This window comes from Bradyrhizobium shewense, from assembly GCF_900094605.1.
GTDB classification, from domain to species: Bacteria; Pseudomonadota; Alphaproteobacteria; order Rhizobiales; family Xanthobacteraceae; genus Bradyrhizobium; species Bradyrhizobium shewense.
The window spans coordinates 47,369-64,988 of record NZ_FMAI01000036.1; the positions used below are offsets into that span (position 1 = coordinate 47,369).

The window sequence follows — 17,620 nt, forward strand, 5'->3', positions numbered from 1 at the left end:
GTCAGAAGGCTCTCGCAGACCATCGTAGATTTGATCTGCGACTGAGTATTTGCTTCAGAAGGAGTTAGAGGACGGCCTGAAGAAGGACGGACAAACGAGGCGCGCCAGGTTCACGGAAGAGCAGATTATCGCGTATTGCGCGCAGGAGCATGAGGCTGGGGCGAAGTCAGCCGACCTGCTCGCAAGCACGGTGTCATCTTGATGTGCTTGTGCCGATCTTCTGCGGCCAAACCTCACTTTATCGCGCTCCTTCATGAAGTGAAGGCCAGCCACCAATCCTGGTAGGCATCCCACGAGCGCTCTTGGCGCTACAATTCGCAGCCCGTGGAGCTTGATGACACTCCTGGGAAGGCGAGGTGGTAGCTTTGTTATGGCAAGGCAGCCCACCCAAGTTAGTGGCGCGTGGTAGGGACAGCGCTTTTCAGGGCCGACAAAGCGCCGAATCACGTTGCCGCTAACTTCCACTTTGGTCGAAGTGGACGGTGATCATAAACGGGACAAGCGTTCGCCCGCCGAGCTGAGGCGCCTGGGGCGGATATTACGCGCTGACCAGATGACACCTGGGGCCATCATCAAATGCCGACGCAATCGCCTTTTGCGGTTGCCCGACGATGCGTTCGGGGGGGCATCCCGCGCATTCAGCCTTCACGCTCGCAAGGCGCTGACTGGTATCTGGGAGGGTCGTCCGGCCTACCTATCGGGCAGACCCCCTTGAGAGCGCTGCCAGAGTGGGGCTCAACGTGCGGACCGGCGATCATCAGCGACACTCGACGAGCAGCGAAAGGGCATTGTTGGTTGGATCGCCGTCCACCGTCGTCTTGATGTACTTGTGCCCGTCGTGAGTGGCTCACACCACATCAACCGTGCGGCCGTATTCTTCGACATAGAACTTCCATTCGCCGCTCTCGATGTCTTTGATTGCCTGATCGATGGATCGCTTCCGCTGCGTTCCGTCGGGGTTTAGTCCGCCGACGTGTGTGATCCTTTCGCGAGGGTTCTTTCCGTCCTTCTTGTTACTGCAACGAATGCGTGCGCGTTTGGCCATTCGAGTCTCTCCTAGATCGGCAACAAGCTTAGACGAAGGTCGTCGATCAAGGCTGCCATCAATCATGGTAGGCTCGCTGGAGTCCTTTGCGATACAAGTTGGCGGTACCCCGTATCGCGATGTGCCCTTGCACGAAAGCGGAAGGGGCGGGTTGATCATCTCGGCTTTCCGAAAGCTCCTCTGCTTATTCATCATCAAGCATGCGCCGAAGCTCACTTGGAGGGAATTGCTCCAGATCCAAAGCAAAGTCTTCTGGATCAATAGACGCTGGAGCGGCAAGGTGATTATCCTGTCGTCCGAAAGCTCGTCATGTAAGTCCTTTGCCAGTTGCTGGAGCTCCTCGGAAGGCACGGAGACTGGGACGTGTTGATTATCGACAAGATCCAGTACTCGCCGAAGCTCCCCCTGAAGAAGCTGCTCTGAATCGAATGCGACTTGCTCCTGGATAAGAGACGGCGAGGCGAATTGATCATCGTTTCCTTTCCTGTAGCTGCACTGCGGACTCATCATCAAGCAGTTGTCAAAGCTCCCCTGGAGGGGGCCGCCCTGGATCGAAAGTAAATTCTTCTGAATCAATGGCAACAGGAGGAGCGAAGTGATCATCCCGTAGTCCGTGAAGCGCGTCGTGCAAGTCCTTTTCCAGTTGCCGCAGCTCCTCTGGAGGGACGCAGACTGGCGAGTCGCTGGGTTGATCATCGAGATGATCCAGTACTCGTCGAAGATCTGCCTGAGGGAGCTGCTCCGAATCGGATGCGACCTGCTCTTGGACGAAAGCCGAGGTGGCGGGCTGATCATCTCGCCCCTCGGTAACCTCCTGTGCGTCTTCATCCTCGAGCAGTCGCCGAAACTCCGCTGGAGAGAACTGGTCTGGATCGAAAGTAAACTCTTCCGGATCAATGAATAACAAAGGAGCTGCATGATCCTCCAATCGTCCCTGAAGTTCGTCGTGCAAGTTTGTTTCCAGTCGTTGAAGCTCCTCCTCTGAACGGACGGGAACTGGCAAACGGATCGCTTCATCATCAAGATGATCCAGTCCGCGCCGAAGCTGCTCCTGAGGGAGCTGCTCTGGATCGACCGCGACCTGTCCTTGGAGGAGAGCCGACGCCAATGGGACGGGTAGATTTTCCTGCACCTCCTGATGCTCCTCTTGCCGCTTAGCTTCCTGCAACGCGCCGTGCTGCGCAGCGGCGCCGTCGATGCGTATCGGGTCCGTCAGTGACGCGGTTTCGGGATTGATTGGAGGCACGTTGGGAGGAATGAGCTTGGCGCGAGTGCGCCCCGGACGCACGATGGGCACGACTACGCCCGTCGACCGAAAGGTCCGCAGATGCTCTAATGCTCTAATAAGTCTGTCGCTCTTGCCGAACTCGTGCACGTCACCGCTATCGGTCAGCGACTTGCCGTCCAGGCGAGCAACAATGCTTGGTTTGTTTTTTGCGAAGAGCCAACGGCTATAGCCAAGAAGAGAATTTGCATACTGCTTCGCCGGGCTGGCGGTCATCCCGCCCTTGATGAGGGCCTCCTCAAGACTCAGGATAACAGGAGCATCCTCGGGATAAAGAGGCCGCCGGTCCACCGCCCCCCGGATTATGACGCCCGTTGAGGCGACCGGCATTGCTCCGCCACTTCCTCCTGAAGCGGCGCTTGCGCTCGGTTTCCGATAAACCAGAACTTCTTCCAGATCGTTCAGCGTCCTCTGTCTTTTCGCTGCTCTCGATTGAGCTGCGTCATGTTCATGATTGATGGGGGCCTCCTCGCTTGCCAGAAGATTGCACCGGGCACGTGCATCCATCGCTTCGTCCGGGGATTGCTGGCCATCGTTGGATGCTTCTTTCGCTGAGGGGAGCGCGCGCGGTCGCCCGCGAGAAACCAAATGACCGGAATCATGATACGCACGAAGCACGCGTACGCCTGTCTTCATGAGGGCGTCTTTCGGAAAGTAAGTATCTAGGTGATTAACCAGGGACTGGTGGTCCCTTAGATCAGTCGTTTGGCCACGGGCGCGGAGATCATTCGCCAGTCGACGAAGTGCCTGAGTATAAAGCTTGACCGTGTTCGGTTGTGGGTTCTTCTGAGCCGTATATTGAGCAATCGCCCTGTCGATAAGGTCCCGGTCTTCTGTAGATAGATGTGGATAGGAGCCTCCAGCGGCGACGGGCGCGGGTTCGGCCTGCCTTGCCTCAGCCAAGTGCTGCTCAAAGCCATCTTGTCCGGCCTGGCTTGTCTGCGGCTCTTGCGAGACCTCGTGCTGCACCTGCGACCAAGCTGGCACGTTAAACGGGTCAAAATCTTGCAGGTCCACGCTACCTCACCTCCAGGATCACCTGAACAGGTCTGCTTACTCGGGCAAGCTTTCGAGAACCTGTCCTGGCTATGGTTCCGGCGGAGAGCTATTCGCGTGGCTAACCTCGGAAATGACCGCGTTCGGGGCCAGGCTCTCCTGAACAATCCGCCTCACCCTCCCTGGGATACAACGACATCGTTTTGTCCATAAGCTCTTACAGCTGGCGCACCCTGAGATCCCAACGGGCTTGTCTGGCGCCGGTCCCTTCAACAAGATCGCGAAGCTCAAGTCCCATGCGGCACGAGATGGTGGAACCAAAATGGCGTTTGCGATGATCAGAAGAATATCAACGTAGATACCAACAGATTGAGCGCGTGTTCAGTTTGGGACGTGTGCGTGATGCTTGTGGGGTTATGAACGTATGATAATCCCACGCCTGCATATATTCCCGGAGCAAGATGGGCGGTATATGTTCCGGTGATTGCCGTTGTATCACGATGCGCAAGCTGGCCTTTAGCCAGGGCAGCATCCACCGCAAATTTGCTCCAGCTCGTCTTGCTAGCAACGAGTGCAATCAGATCGCTGGGCCGGCTATCAAAGGGCCCTTTCGCATAAAGACGAAGCTCGTAATATTGGCTGATCTTGTTGAGGACAGGCGGAGCTCCCATGATGGAGAAGCCGCCATAGATGCCGCGCGATGGCGTCCCACTCGCGTCAATCTGCCAGAGCTGCCTGTCCGCAGCGATGTAGTGAAAATTATTCCCGCTCTCCCTTTGTTGCTTGGGATCCGCCAAATTCGTGTAGCGGCTACTGTTCAAACCAACGCCCGCCCGCAGCCACGTGTCGGGTACGCCTGCAGCAGCTTTGCTCTTGTAGCCGGCTTCTTCAACGAGAAGGATGCCCGCATTGGCCGTGCTCCAGTTCAAGCCAGTGGGATTCTCGGTTATGTGGGCATAGGCACCATCTGGACTGATTGAGCGCTGGACGGAGACCTTGTTGTACAAGCGATCGTCAAAATTGTACTTCAAGTTGACCGCCGGCGTCGGCGCAGCATTGGTGCTCATCCCTGCCTGGAACAAGGCAGACATATTCGATCCTGTAATCCCTCCGAACAATGTGCCGGTGAACTCATTTTGGTTTCTGAGGTAGCCAAGTTTGAGTTCTAGTGTCCTGTCGAAGAAAGTCTGGTAGTAGGCGAGCGTATTGATTCCCGCTCGATCTGGTCCCGGGCGATCCCACGTCCAGTATTGCTGCTCGGCTCCTACGACAATCTGTCCATCGGCAATGCCAAACCGGCTGAGATCGTAGGTGACGATCATGAAGTTTGCCGACGCGAAGGTCGGATTCTGGCCCATATAGAGCTGGTTTGCGATAGTGCTTCTGGCCGCATTCGGCAGCTGGTTGTTTGCAAAGCTATTGTGTGTCCAACCGATGTAGCCGATGCCGACATCTGCCAGCGCCGACCTAACGCCGTCCTTGTCCTGGTCAATCGTGTCAGCAGGGCCAGGTATGTTGAGCCACAACCCTTTTTCACGCAGATTGTCGTACCTTGCGAAGGGATCGATCGTCTTTTGCGGTCTCATCTGAGCAGCCCTGTCCGCATTGCCGCGCTTCTCGAAAGGCACTCCGGGACCTGCTGCTGGCGCCGGGGCAGGAGGGCGGATTGCCCGACGGATCAGGTCGATCGGGAGCTTTGCGGCCCGATTGGAGGTCTTTCCTCTTTTGCTGGCCTGATCCATAGAACTAGGATCAAGTCCGCTCGCGGTTTGTCCCAGTACGGAATTGCCGACCAGACAAACCGCTAGCGAAAGCGCGATAATAAGCCCAAATCGCCTTCCCCTTGGTCTGAAATTGAAAGAAAGTGCTGCCGTAGCGGAATTTGTCCGAGGCGAGCTCGTCGCAAGAAGGCAATCACGCATGACGTACTTCGAGTCTATGTCTGCCGGCCATGAATAGATTGAACAGCGGCCTGATTGGCTCAGAGTGAGGTCCCGGCGTTTTCGCGTCCGAGGGTGAGGGGGACGAGCCAGAACACGATCCATCCGAAGGGGACCACTCAGGCTTGCTGAACCTCTCAGCCCGCGGCCCGATGATGATCTGGTCCGAAACTCTGCTGGTGCATAACGCCGGTGCGCCGAGAGCCAGCGGAGGGCGCTGGTTCGGCAAATGCTCACGAGCGCGCGGGGCTTGCTGTCCCGGCCACCAAAGCATTGGGGATGTCCACCCTGCTCACTGTGAGTCAGGCGAGTCTGGCGGTGCCGCGCATCTGCATCGAAGGCGGCTTTCTGGACGAAACAGCAGCTACCAGAAAGCAAGGCTCTCCGTGCAAGATACTTTGCTTCACGAATGGCTTCACTAATATCGTTGTCAGCGAAACAGGGGACAATCGCCAGGCTTGAAGGCCGAAGAGCCGTTGAATTTGCGCGCGCGGCAACCACACCACAACATCCAACGTGATGGCGTAGGAGACCGAAGGAATTAGCCGTCGAGCAGCCTTGGCGGGTATCGGCGAGAAGTTGCTGGCTGCCGTCAGCGCCGCAAAACCTGTCTTGCATCCGAATCCTTGACGTGCGCGGCGGTCGTTGGTCACGCTTGCCACGTGCCCGTCATCTCGAACAACCTGCCGGAATTGGTAGTTGATCAGGTGCAATGGTTGCCGGTCCAATCGGCGATTGCGGCTCGGCCGATCAGCCGTGGCGCTTACGTGGCGCGCCCCGGAGGAAGTTGCTGGTCTCGCCAAGCCGTGAGGTGGCTCCATCGAACACACTGCAGGAATGAGTGAACGGTTTGCATTCGTCGTGGGAAAGAAAATCTCCAGGGTTCTTCTGAATGGTGAAAAAATGCTGCGCCATCGCCGGCGAAGATGAGTACCGTTGCTCGCTGGTGACGCTATCATGGAGAACGCGCGCAAACTGTCCCGTTGCGCTGCTCAAGAAGTAGCGTTTCATAGGAGCAGGGCATCCGATCGGGAAGCTCGGCAAGATTGATTATCGTCGACGCTCGCAGCTCCTGGAGCGCGTGAGCATCGCAGCCTATGGCGTCGACAAAACAAGCGCGCTGGAATGGGATCTTGGGCGAGGGACAATGGACTTGATTGATCAAGCCGCCGCTTCAGACTTGCGACCGCTCTTGCGCGGGCCGTCAAGACGAATTCTCCCGGTTTTGGTGCTCTCGCTTGTCCTCGCCAGCTCGTGTGCCGCTGGCGTCTGGCTTTGGGCTAACCTTGAAGCGTTTATCGAGACGCCGGAAGCCCGGGACGTCGCTTCAACGATGAGCCTGTCACTGGAGGACAGGGCAGCCTTGTTTGAGATAAGGTGGGCACAGCAGAAAACTGGCGATGAGATCGCAATACTCAACAGCCGGATCATTGCCCAGCGGGATGACCTCAAAGGAATCTTGGATCAGATCACCATGCTGACTTCGCGGATCGATTCGCTGCAGAGTTTAACACCTGTCCCTTCTGCTGCTTCCGAGCCTCCTTTGTCGCCAGCTCGGGCTGCTTCGAGCGTCGCCAGAAAACGCTTCGGGCGGTCCAAACCACAGGGACCTGTTTCCGTCGGAGGCGCGCCAGTGATCGCCAGACCGAAGACAGCCGAGCCTTGAGGTCTGAGACGCTGCAGGCCTGGTCAACTGTGCTCTATGAGGTGGACCGTAGCTTCGCAAAGCTGCCTCCGGCCGTAAAATACCCGAAGTTTGTGCGGGCCGTCGTCTCCAGGGGCATGTCACTGAGGCCGTCTATCATCGCGCGCACTCCAGGACAGGTGGCGCAGAGCACTTTCCGCATGATCGAGCCGTGTCCCTGAACGGCAGAACCGCTGCGCCTTTCCTTCGAATCAGCTCTCTTCTATTCAGCTCCCGCCAGTTTTGAGATCATATCTGAAAGGTCATGTCATCACACCGCCGCTGCTTCTTCGAAATCCGGCCTGCTGTCTGCCCGAGGCGCTTCTTCGGATCGCCCCCTCGCGAAGAGCTTAGAGGTTTGGGATCTGCTCACATGCGTGGCTTAGTTAACAGGGATGCGGTCGAGATAAGTGTCGAACGCGGCAGCAACGGCGCGAATGACAAACCGGTGCTCCTGCTTGACCCGAATGAATCCCTCTTCAATCTCCACTATCCCGTCTTCGACAAGCATTCCCAGGCGCTCGGCCGAATCGAGAAGAGGAATCGGATCAAATCCGTGAGCAGCACAGATCGCTGGTACGTCGGCCTGCAAATCGCACATCAGACGCTCGATGATTGCGGCGCGGAGGCGATCTTCGGCGGTGAGACAGTAGCCTTTTGAAGTTGCCAGACCGCCAGCCTGAATGTGTTGGTGATAGGAAGCGGTTGCGATCTCATTCTGGACATAACCGTCACGCAAACGGCTGATGGCTGACGGACCAAAGCCGATCACGGTGCTGCATGTATCAGCCGAATAACCCAGGGAGTTGCGGCGCAGCCGACCAGCTTTCTGCGCCAGCGCGAGCTCGTCATTGGGCAGGGCGAAATGGTCGAGCCCGATCTGGCGGTAGCCGGCCGAGATCAGCGTATCTGCAATAGCCGCGGCTTGCTCAGCGCGGGCGACATTATCCGGCAGCGCCGTCTCATCGATCTGGCGCTGACGTTTCATATAGGAGGGGACGTGAGCATAGCCGAAAACCGCAAGCCGGTCTGGCCGCATGGCCACAGCCGTCCGCGCGGAGTCCACGCAGGACCGCACCGTCTGATGCGGCAGTCCGAAGAGAAGGTCGAAATTGATGCGGCTTATCCCATGCTGGCGCAGGCTGTCGACGACAGAAGCTGTCAGCACCTCGCTCTGCACGCGGTTGACCGACCTTTGAACCACCGGATCGAAGCTTTGCACGCCAATGCTCGCGCGGCTGATCCCGGCCGCTTGTAACATTTCGACCATCTCGGCCGTGACCCCACGCGGATCGATTTCTATGGCGGTGGTAGCTGATTTGCTGAATGCAAAGCAGTGGCGCACGAGTTCCATCAAGCCGAGAAAATCGCTCGGTGCAATGGTGGTCGGCGTCCCGCCGCCGAAATGCACGTCGCTCACCGGCAGAGCGCGCGGCACTTGCTCTGCGACCAAGCCTATCTCGTTCCTCACTGCTGCCAAGTAATTGCGGACAGGTCGCTCGCCGCGAGTGAGGCTTGTAGGGAAGCCGCAATACCAACATATAGAGCGACAGAAGGGAACGTGGATGTAGAGCGATACGGGTTCCTCGGGAGGCAGCCGCCTCAGCCATTTCTCGCAAGTCTTGGCACCGACCATCGCGGAGAACTCCGGTACGGTTGGATAGATGGTGTACCAAGGCAGGCGCGCATCGCAATACTTGTTTAGGAGGGAGGTCTGCAAGGCTTAACTTTCCCATGCTCAAACAGCATGAAGCTGACCGATGCCCTCTCTTGTGTCTTTGCGTTATGTCAAACCCGCCCAGGGTTTCTGAGATCCGGTCCCGTTTTCGATGTTACTGCCAACCGCTTAGGGCAGGGCAGGGAGTGAGAGCCGCTCGTTGGCGATCATCCGGACGTTTAGGATATGAATTTCTCGTGCGAGCACGGTCCAAGCGGCTAGACGTGCCCGACGAGCTGTCGCGAACGATCAATCGCTCATCCGAGGGCGCGTCGCTTCGCATCCGCTGACGGCCAGGTCACTTTCGCGACGAAAACAGGAATTGTGGGTTTCACCAGGAGCAGCTGAGCTTGCCGCTGGATCTTCAAACCGGGTGTTTCAAGCAAAGCCGTTTGGTTGCTCACAGAGTTCGACGGATGCATCCGTCCAAGGCCGGCGTGACACGGAAGATAAGTTGCTTGCTAGATGAGAGCACGAGGAGCGCAATACACAACGTGACGCGACGTGCGATTAAAGTCCTTTAGTGCACCCGACGAAAACAATCCTTAATCTCTACTATCGAACGCACAAGCCTCAATTCCGCCATGCTGGTTGTCTCATTGCCACAAGCATCATCACGGATGTACTGATGATGTTGGGGCGACCCCAGCGCACTTTCAGCCCCCCGGCCAAGTGCGTCGGGGCGCCTTGGTTCAGTGGCGTCTCGTCGCTTTTTAATGCAGCTCACGAACTCACAACCACTTTTGAGGTTGCTGATGGCAGAGCGGATCCCGGCCGGATGCATCGAACGAGACCAATAGTTTCTATTCTGCTTCATCAACTGGGTCGAATTCTTTTTAACATCGCCTTTGGAGCTATCCATCCCTGCCAGATCGCGCATATCTATTCCGTTAGCCTTCATTGGCGTCGCATCGATGCGATGCACCTGCAGCTCTCAGTTTCAATTAGACCGCCTGGTCAGGTCTCGACCATCCCGTCACTAGGTTCTCGATGCTGCGAGCTGGAGCCGTCCATGCAGGTGCCGGCTGGGAGATCTTGCGCCTGTTCATTGCATGAAAATCGCCTTCGCATCCTGGCATCCCAGTTCATTCACAATGGATGAAGGAAGTTTGTGGTTCGGCAAGCCATCGAACCTGGAGCTCATCTCGCGCGAATGAGAGCCGAGCCTAGCAGGCGTCAAGGAGATTGCTGCCAAACAGCTTGATCGGTCGAAAGTGGGCACCCCACCCAACCTCTGTTGTACAACGCCGACGACATCGACCGCGTCGGGGACCGGTAAAAGGATGACTATTTTTGTGCGGCTGATTTAAAAGGCAGCACGCGCGACATTTTGACTGCTTCGTGGCCGAGGGCGCTCATTGCCGCGCCTTCGCGTCAATGCCATCTCGAATTGCCTGCGATTTTCTGGCGCTCAGCACATCATCCTCCCTGACATTTCTCCATGAGAACCTAACCGACACACACGCGGGATAAGAGAATGCGCCGCGTTGCAGTTCTACATTCCCCGCCGCTCTTGAGGAAGTCGAATGCGCCCCCTGTCGCGATCCGCAGGGTAGCGAGAGCGTGCCCGATCGCCTCCCATCAGATGCTCTTCTTCCTGCGTTACTGCGCCCCAGATTGGAGGTCCGCGCAAGCCATAGACGAGATGGAAGTACGCCTCATACCCCGCTCGCGCGCCCCGCCAACATTGACCCTCCCGCCAAATGGGAAGCGCGAACGAGATGTGATTAGGTACGGACCGCTCGGCTCATGACGATCAGCTGGGATGCACGAGGTGACCCGCCCCATCGTCGCTCCACCCGACAGCTTTTCGTAGTCCGCGTTGGCGGCTTTCAGAGTTTGGCAAGGCGCGCGGACCAGACTTAAGCTGCGGCCTCCATATGTTGCCCCCCGATCTGACCGTGCTGGATCTCCGCCAATCCCACGAAAGAGTTGAGACTTTCAAGCCAGAACCAATTGGACGCCGGCAACGAGCAGAACCGCCACCAGCATAAATCTGATGCCTGCCGGGTTCTGGCAGTTCAGGCTGACTATTGTTCCAGCGACCGCACCCGCCAGCGCGGAGATAGCGTAAAGAGCCAAATCCGGAGAGGGAAATTGGCCGCTGAAAAGAGCTCCGACGAAGCCGACTGTGGAATTGGCCAGAATAAAAGGGGGTGATAACGCGACGGTCTGCTTCGGTGATGCCCAATTCAGTGTGAGGAGCGTCGGCGCGAGGAACACTCCGCCCCCCACGCCGGTCAGGCCGGAAACCAGGCCAAGAGCCGCGCCAATGCTCACGCTTGCCGTGAGCGGAGTTTCACAAACACGATGGGCAGCCCGTCGCCGCTGCATGATCATCACTGCGCTCGCCAGAAGAAGAACGAGCCCCGTCAGCGTCTTGTACATGTGATCCCCGAGCACAATCAAGCCACCGGCAAGCGACGCTGGCATCGACGAAAAGAGAAGCGGGCGCAGGATTGCCCAGTCAACGACCTTGTTGCGGTTGAAGAGCAACGTAGAATAAGTCGCGACGACAATGTTGAGACCAAGCGCCGTCGGGCGCATCTCCGTCGATGACATACCAAAAAATGCCATTAGCGAGACGAATGCAGTGCCACCAGCCTGGCCAACGCTCGCATAGAGCAGTGAGATGATCGCGAAGAGCAGAGAAGCCATGCTTCACCAATCTTGGCGACGATCTTCGCCGTTTTCCACCGAGCCCGTCATGATTCGTGTATGTTGCGGTCTAACTGTATTTCTGCTTGGGGACGGATCTAAGCGCTTCGCCTGAATCGCTGGCCGGAGGTGCAGTCAGCTGAAGTTCCTCAACGAGTGCCATGTTTGGACCGTCCCATCAATTGCCGAACTTGGCACTTGACCGGGCTGGAATAGGGCTGCGTTTGGGCCCTGAGGGGGCGGCATTCGATGGGGTCGCCGAGGTGAGCTGCATTTCGTGCTGTAGCTCACCTCGTGCCGCGCCTCGCAATGGCGCTGTCGCCTTTCCTCCGCATGTCATAAATGCTTCGACGCTCCTACATCGCAACCAATCGTGCGCGTTCAAAGCCCTTTCTGCGACGTTTGATTTTGGCGAAGTCAACAGTTGGTATGACACTTGCTAGTCTGGCGCGGGTCCTCTCCCTGCTGGAGAAGCGCATGCAAAGTGTCCTCCGCATCAAGCAGATCTCGCGGTTACGAGTATCTCTTGTTGCGCCTTTAAGGTGGCCCCTTACGGTACGTTTGCGCCAAGCCTGCCGGACGGATTCGATGAGACGCCGCACAATGATGCGAGGAGTATGGCTTCTGCCTCGACTGTTCCGTGTTGCTCATCGATCGCGTCGCCGCCGCCGTCGCACGGCAGAGAGTCAGCGAACGGTTAGCGATGGCAATTCGCAAGATTGGAAAAGACATGACTCTCCTGTTGTCTTCGTCTCTAACCAGAGAATGGATGCTGGCAGGACGCTCGTCGGCGCCGCCAAGCCGCTCGAGCTTCGCGGTATCGCGCAGATCAGAGCCCAGGATCTCGTCGTGCTCGGCCTCGAGACAGACCAAAGCGTCGTTCGGCTGCGTTTTCTCGCCATGCAAGCTCAACAGAGCCAAGCCTTTAACGCTGGAGCTGTTTGGAAGCTCAGTCCAGGACCCAGCGGACCTTCTATCGGTGCCAGCATCATCAAACGGGACACCGTTGGGGTTCGTATCGATGGCACAATCCTTCACGGATGATGGGCGATGATCTCCGTGCGCGATCGGCGAACTGGACCGATCACTTCCGCTCAGCCTCGGAGGCAGGGATGACGGCACTATCTCCGGTGTTTGATGCGATCATGCCCGCGCATTCGGCGGCAGGGCAACGAATTCAGCGAAAGGCGCCCGGCACAGCGCGAGCGCTCAGACTACACGAATAACTAACCCTCGAGTTCAGCTCATGGACTGGAATTTGGCTCCGCCGGAAACAAGCGCAATCGAACACGATGACGGGGAGCTCGCTCGTCGTACTGAAGCGCCCATCATGGACCTCTTTAGCTTCACCGAATGCGCGAACCAGACTCATTCACTCAGAGCGCTATTCGAGCTTCTTGTAGGCTGTGCCACCAAGGAAGGCTTCAGTGAAGTGGCATACGGCGCCCTCAACTTCGTTGAGCCACTTCGGCTGGCGGAGTATCCACCCCCGACTGTGGCTGTGAAGTGGCCGCCAGACTGGTGCGAGCGATACTTCAAGCGCAAGTACCATGCTATCGATCCGGTGGTCCGGCGGACGCCGATGCTTTCGCGGCCCTTTTTGTGGGATCAACTCGCCGACCACTATCAGCTTCAACCGGACGAAAAACGCGTGCTGGACGAGGCGAGAGAGGCGGGGCTGAAGCATGGCATGAGCGTGCCATTGTTTGGCCCGTTGGGTCGGGTATCTGTGGTGTCGTTTGCATCTGCGTCCGACGAGGCTGATCCTCAGGACCGCATCGGTCATCTCAACGCGCTGGCCTGGCAGTTTCACACCGCCTATGGCGACATCGCTCGTCCCTGCGATAATGGCTGCGAAAGAAAAGTTGCACTATCGGAGCGGGAGATCAGTTGCCTGCGGTGGGTGGCAGAGGGGAAATCGTCATGGGAAATTGGGAAGATCCTGAAAATCAGCGAGAATACAGTCAATTTTCATATCAAAAATGCGATGCGAAAGCTGGATGCGACCAGCCGGATTCAAGCGGTCGTTATAGCGCTTCGCCTCAATGTTCTTTGAATTGTGAGGAACGGGCATCCACTGCCAAATCGCTGGCTTCCAGCTTCTGGCAAGTTCAGCGTGGCACTTTCGGCGAAACCGCAGATACAAAGCTCCTTGGAGCAAGTCTGAAACCTACGCCGCGTGAGGTTGTGGAGCTTCATAAGCGTCGATGAGACGTCGAATCGACTGACCTGGTACGCCAGTGTTGGAATCAAACTGCGTCGTTCCATCCAGCCAATGACCCATGCTTAGACGAGCTCGGACCTGGTGCTTCGGAACTGGGGAGGGGTGCTGCGGGGGGGGGGAGCATCTGACGAAAGAGCCCCGACCGCAGTCGGGGCTCCCGATTCACGCAACCGCGTGGAGTCCTCTATTTGGCAAAGGGCGAGCCAAACTTGTAATTGAGCCGCGCCGTGATGAGATCGACGTCCTGGTGGGCGCGGTCCGTGCCGAGAAACCCTGTGAAGCTTAAGTTGCTGCGCTGCATGAACAAGTGGTTATACTCGACGCCAGCTGACCAGTTCGGCGTGAGGCTGACTTCGGCACCGGCGCCCAGCACGCCACCCCAACGCACATCATTGCTGTTGGCAAGCTCGGTGCGAGAAGCTACCGAGTTGAGGTGATAGGTGTTGCTGGTCACCGCAGCACCACCCTTTCCGTAGAGTAGGACGGCATTGAACGCGTAGCCGATATGCCCCGTGAGTAGACCGAACGCATCTGTCGTGGTGCCAACGGCGTTTGCCGGAAAAGCGGTGCTGACATTGGAGCCGCTGAAGTCGGCCCAGTTGCCCTGACCTTCGATACCGTAGACCATGTTGAAGATGTGCCAACGATAGCCAATCTGGCCGCCAATGGTCCCGCCAGTCGAATTATGGCAGCCCTCGGGAGCGACGCCATTGAAATCCCAGCAATTGTGGCTCGTTCCCCAACCGCCATTGACACCGATATAGTAGCCGGACCAGTCGATAATCGGGGCTGCGACCGGCAGCGGTGGCGCCTTGGCCTTGACGGGCTGCCCGGCCAAGTCCGTGCCGAATGAGGGAGCGGCCGCACTGAGTGCGCCGATGATTGCAGTTAGAATCAAAATCTTTTTCATTCGAGTGTCGTTTCCTTTCGGTGCCCCCCGGCGCCGTGCGTTTAACAATATGAACGCGAATTGCTGTAACTGCCGCACAACATGTCTTCGAAAGAAATGGGGCGAATCGCACGCCGCGTCAGATTGTGGAGCGCGCAACTTGCCATGCACTGCCTCGACCGAAATGCTGGGCCTGACACTGGTCGCTTCGCGCAAATCTTCTTTGAGATCCGTTCGAGAATGGCCCGTGACGGGACGCAATGCTGCGAGCTGTTTGGCTCCCTCTATCGCTGACTAGCGACAAAGCCAGGCTGCGCCAACACGTCCCGTGCATGCTCGCTATTCAGAGCGTTAGGCAAATGAAGACCGCTGATCGAGGACGCGTCTCGTGCGCTAAAGCTCAGTCTTCCGGCAGGACGGTCTTGCTGCTGCTGATTCCGCTCGATGTCGCCCACTATTCCGGAATGATCTCGCCCACCGTTCCGATTTGATCTCGCCCGCCATTCCGAGATGATCTCGCCCACCATTCCGGGATGATGTCGCCCGGGGTGACGAGGCCTCTTCTGGCTCCGCTACGGTCCCGCCTTTCGGCTTTGCAAGGGGGACCATGATGCCGACGGAGAGGTTTGCGATGCGCCATGTGCGCGATGTGATCAGATTGAAGTCGGCCGGGATGCCGACCCGCGAGATTGCGCGGCGGGTGGGGACAGCCCCTTCGACGGTGCGGTTGACGATCCACCGGTTCGAGGCGGCGGGGCTGACCTGGCCATTGCCCGACGCCATCACCGACGCTGTGCTGGAAGCCCGGCTGTTCGCCAGCGCCGGTGCCGGTCCCGGCACGCGGCGGGGCCATCGCCGGCAGGCGGAGCCGGACTGGGCGGCGGTGCACCGCGAGCTCCGGCGCAAGCATGTGACGCTGTCGATCCTGTGGGAGGAGTACATCGCGGGCGAATCCGGCGGGTATCGTTATTCGCGCTTCTGCGAACTCTACCGCGCCTGGGAAGGCCGCCTGTCGGTGACGATGCGCCAGTCGCATGCGGCCGGCGACAAGCTGTTCGTCGACTATGCCGGCGACGGCGTGCCGGTGGTGATCGACCGGCGCACCGGCGAGCGGCGCAGCGCGCAGATTTTCGTCGCGGTGCTCGGCGCATCGAGCTTCACCTACGCGCAGGCGACCTGGACGCAGGGGCTCGCCGATTGGATCAGCGGCCACGTCGGCGCCTTCGAAGCGATCGGCGGTGTACCGGCGCTGCTGGTGCCGGACAACACCAAAGTCGCAGTGATCAAAGCCTGTCTCTACGATCCCAGGATCAATCGCAGCTATGCCGACATGGCGGCGCATTACGGCACCGCCATTCTGCCGGCCAGGCCGCGACGGCCGCGGGACAAGGCCAAGGTCGAGCAGGCGGTCCTGATGGTCGAACGCTGGCTGCTCGGGCGGCTGCGCCACCGCACCTTCCACAGCCTCGCCGACGTCAACGCGGCGATCGCCGAGTTGATGATCCGGCTCAACGAGGAGCGACCGATCCGGCGGCTCGGTGTCACCCGCCGCAAGCTATTGGAGGAGATCGACCGGCCGGCGCTGAAGGCCCTGCCGGAGAGCCCTCACGAGTTCGCCGAGTGGCGGATCTGCCGGGTCAGCATCGATTATCACGTCGAGGTCGAGGCGCATTATTACAGCGTTCCGCATCGCTTCGTCCGCGCCGAGGTGGAGGTGCGCTTCACCGCTCGCACCGTCGAGATCTTCCACAAGGGTGAGCGGATCGCCGCGCATCAGCGCATGAGCGGCAACCACAAGCACACGACCGTGCCGGAGCACATGGCCTCCAGTCATCGGCGCTACGCTGGCTGGACCATCGAGCGCATCCGTAAGGACGCCGCCTCGATCGGGCCGGCCACCGCGGCGCTGTGCGACCTGATCCTCAACGAGCGCGCGCATCCGGAACAGGGCTTCCGCGCCTGTCTCGGCATCATCCGGCTCGCCCGATCCTACGGGCACGAGCGGCTCGATGCCGCCGCCATGCGGGCGATCGATATTGGCGCGCGCACCTACGGCTCGGTCAAATCAATCCTTGCCAACAATCTCGATCGGCGTCCTTCACCCAAGCGCTCCGCGGACGACGCGCCGATCCTTCATCCCAACATCCGCGGGCCGCGCTACTACAATTAGGAGATCACATTGCTCAAGCATCCGACCCTCGATCAACTCTACGCGCTCGGCCTGCATGGCATGGCCAAGGCCTTTGCCGACATCGAAGCCGGCGGCGATGCCGCAAGCCTTGGCCATGCCGAATGGCTTGCGCTGCTGCTCGAACGCGAAGCCTCGCTGCGGCGCGACAAGCGGCTGTCGAAGCGGCTGCAATACGCCAAGCTGCGTCAGCAGGCCTGCGTCGAGGACATCGACTACCGCACCCCGCGCGGCCTCGACCGCAGTCTGCTGACGATGCTGGTCGAAGGCCAATGGATCGGCGACCACGCCAACCTCTTGATCTGCGGGCCCTCCGGCGTCGGTAAGAGCTGGCTCGCCTCAGCGCTCGGCAACAAGGCCTGCCGCGACAATCGCTCCGTGCTCTACCAGCGCGTCCCGCGGCTGTTCACCGATCTCGCTTTGGCGCGCGGCGACGGCCGCCACTCCCGCCTGCTGCGCGCGCTTGGCCGCGTCGATCTCCTCATCTTCGACGACTGGGGCCTCGAGCCGCTCGACGCCGCCGCCCGCCACGACCTCCTGGAGATCCTCGAGGACCGCTACGGCCGCCGCTCCACCATCGTCACCAGCCAGCTCCCGGTCGATCAATGGCACGCGCTGATCGGCGATCCCACCTACGCCGACGCCGTCCTCGACCGCCTGGTCCATAACGCCCACCGGATCGATCTCAACGGCGAAAGCCTGCGGCGAACCCGCAAACCCGACCGAAAGGCTTGAGCCTGTGGCGCTGTGGACATGCCGCTACGCTTGGACAACGCAAGAGCGTTGCCCACATGCCCACAGCAGGAGCAACAGAAAAACCAACCCGTCGAGCCGCGATTCAAGATTGACCACGCGGCTTCGCCGATGCCAGAAACCAGACAGCCAGAATGCCTCGCGCCCCGGGCGAGATCAAATCGGAATGGTGGGCGAGATCATCTCGGAATCCTGGGCGAGATCAAATCGGTACACCCGGGCGAGATCCTCGGAATCAGCA

General features: G+C 58.9%; 13 protein-coding genes. 4 read left to right on the plus strand and 9 right to left on the minus strand.

The window, feature by feature from the left end:
* Positions 1-847: 847 nt before the first annotated feature.
* The 5 genes from GA0061098_RS46570 to GA0061098_RS45425 form a co-directional block, all read right to left on the minus strand.
* A complete protein-coding gene (locus GA0061098_RS46570) occupies positions 848-1,648 on the minus strand; it encodes a DUF3892 domain-containing protein (protein ID WP_245323895.1) in 801 nt (266 codons plus the stop codon).
* On the minus strand, positions 1,566-3,347 hold the full coding sequence (locus GA0061098_RS44340) for a hypothetical protein (protein WP_165637876.1): 1,782 nt from the start codon (positions 3,345-3,347) through the stop codon (positions 1,566-1,568). Before GA0061098_RS44340 ends, GA0061098_RS46570 begins: the two co-directional genes overlap by 83 nt.
* A 317-nt stretch (positions 3,348-3,664) precedes the next feature.
* Positions 3,665-5,068, minus strand: a complete 1,404-nt coding sequence (locus GA0061098_RS38325) for a carbohydrate porin (RefSeq protein ID WP_245323896.1) — start codon at positions 5,066-5,068, stop codon at positions 3,665-3,667.
* 500 nt (positions 5,069-5,568) lie between these two features.
* Positions 5,569-5,979, minus strand: a complete 411-nt coding sequence (locus GA0061098_RS44345) for a hypothetical protein (protein WP_165637877.1) — start codon at positions 5,977-5,979, stop codon at positions 5,569-5,571.
* Positions 5,980-6,016: 37 nt separating this feature from the next.
* Entirely contained in the window at positions 6,017-6,277 is a 261-nt protein-coding gene (locus GA0061098_RS45425; RefSeq protein ID WP_165637878.1) for a hypothetical protein, read from the minus strand.
* Between the two features lie 70 nt (positions 6,278-6,347).
* Here GA0061098_RS45425 and GA0061098_RS38340 point away from each other — a divergent pair, with 70 nt between their 5' ends.
* Entirely contained in the window at positions 6,348-6,932 is a 585-nt protein-coding gene (locus tag GA0061098_RS38340; protein ID WP_245323897.1) for a hypothetical protein, read from the plus strand.
* 400 nt (positions 6,933-7,332) lie between these two features.
* Here the strand turns inward: GA0061098_RS38340 and hemN are convergent, their stop codons facing one another.
* The 3 genes from hemN to GA0061098_RS38355 form a co-directional block, all read right to left on the minus strand.
* Positions 7,333-8,670: an oxygen-independent coproporphyrinogen III oxidase gene (gene hemN / locus GA0061098_RS38350; protein WP_091966584.1), complete on the minus strand. Its 1,338-nt coding sequence runs from the start codon at positions 8,668-8,670 to the stop codon at positions 7,333-7,335.
* 517 nt (positions 8,671-9,187) lie between these two features.
* Complete coding sequence (locus tag GA0061098_RS44350) at positions 9,188-9,592, minus strand: hypothetical protein (RefSeq protein WP_129591061.1); 405 nt, start codon at positions 9,590-9,592, stop codon at positions 9,188-9,190.
* Between the two features lie 1,016 nt (positions 9,593-10,608).
* Entirely contained in the window at positions 10,609-11,325 is a 717-nt protein-coding gene (locus GA0061098_RS38355) for a sulfite exporter TauE/SafE family protein (protein ID WP_091966586.1), read from the minus strand.
* A gap of 1,330 nt (positions 11,326-12,655) precedes the next feature.
* Here GA0061098_RS38355 and GA0061098_RS38365 point away from each other — a divergent pair.
* Positions 12,656-13,381 (plus strand): LuxR family transcriptional regulator, encoded by a 726-nt coding sequence (locus tag GA0061098_RS38365; protein ID WP_091966597.1) that lies wholly within the window; start codon positions 12,656-12,658, stop codon positions 13,379-13,381.
* A gap of 352 nt (positions 13,382-13,733) precedes the next feature.
* Here the strand turns inward: GA0061098_RS38365 and GA0061098_RS38370 are convergent, their stop codons facing one another.
* Positions 13,734-14,459 (minus strand): outer membrane protein, encoded by a 726-nt coding sequence (locus tag GA0061098_RS38370; RefSeq protein ID WP_165637879.1) that lies wholly within the window; start codon positions 14,457-14,459, stop codon positions 13,734-13,736.
* A 610-nt stretch (positions 14,460-15,069) separates the two neighbouring features.
* Between GA0061098_RS38370 and istA the strand changes: the two genes are divergently transcribed.
* A complete protein-coding gene (istA, locus tag GA0061098_RS38375; protein WP_165637880.1) occupies positions 15,070-16,608 on the plus strand; it encodes an IS21 family transposase in 1,539 nt (512 codons plus the stop codon).
* Between the two features lie 9 nt (positions 16,609-16,617).
* On the plus strand, positions 16,618-17,361 hold the full coding sequence (istB, locus tag GA0061098_RS38380; RefSeq protein WP_091966590.1) for an IS21-like element helper ATPase IstB: 744 nt from the start codon (positions 16,618-16,620) through the stop codon (positions 17,359-17,361).
* Positions 17,362-17,620: the final 259 nt, after the last annotated feature.

Coding starts and splice junctions, on each gene's coding strand:
- GA0061098_RS38370 (WP_165637879.1), bottom strand. CDS start 14,459: ATGAAAAAGATTTTGATTCTAACTGCAATCATCGGCGCACTCAGTGCG.
- GA0061098_RS38365 (WP_091966597.1), top strand. CDS start 12,656: ATGGACCTCTTTAGCTTCACCGAATGCGCGAACCAGACTCATTCACTC.
- GA0061098_RS46570 (WP_245323895.1), bottom strand. CDS start 1,648: ATGATCACTTCGCTCCTCCTGTTGCCATTGATTCAGAAGAATTTACTT.
- GA0061098_RS38325 (WP_245323896.1), bottom strand. CDS start 5,068: ATGGATCAGGCCAGCAAAAGAGGAAAGACCTCCAATCGGGCCGCAAAG.
- GA0061098_RS45425 (WP_165637878.1), bottom strand. CDS start 6,277: ATGAAACGCTACTTCTTGAGCAGCGCAACGGGACAGTTTGCGCGCGTT.
- istA (WP_165637880.1), top strand. CDS start 15,070: ATGCGCCATGTGCGCGATGTGATCAGATTGAAGTCGGCCGGGATGCCG.
- GA0061098_RS38355 (WP_091966586.1), bottom strand. CDS start 11,325: ATGGCTTCTCTGCTCTTCGCGATCATCTCACTGCTCTATGCGAGCGTT.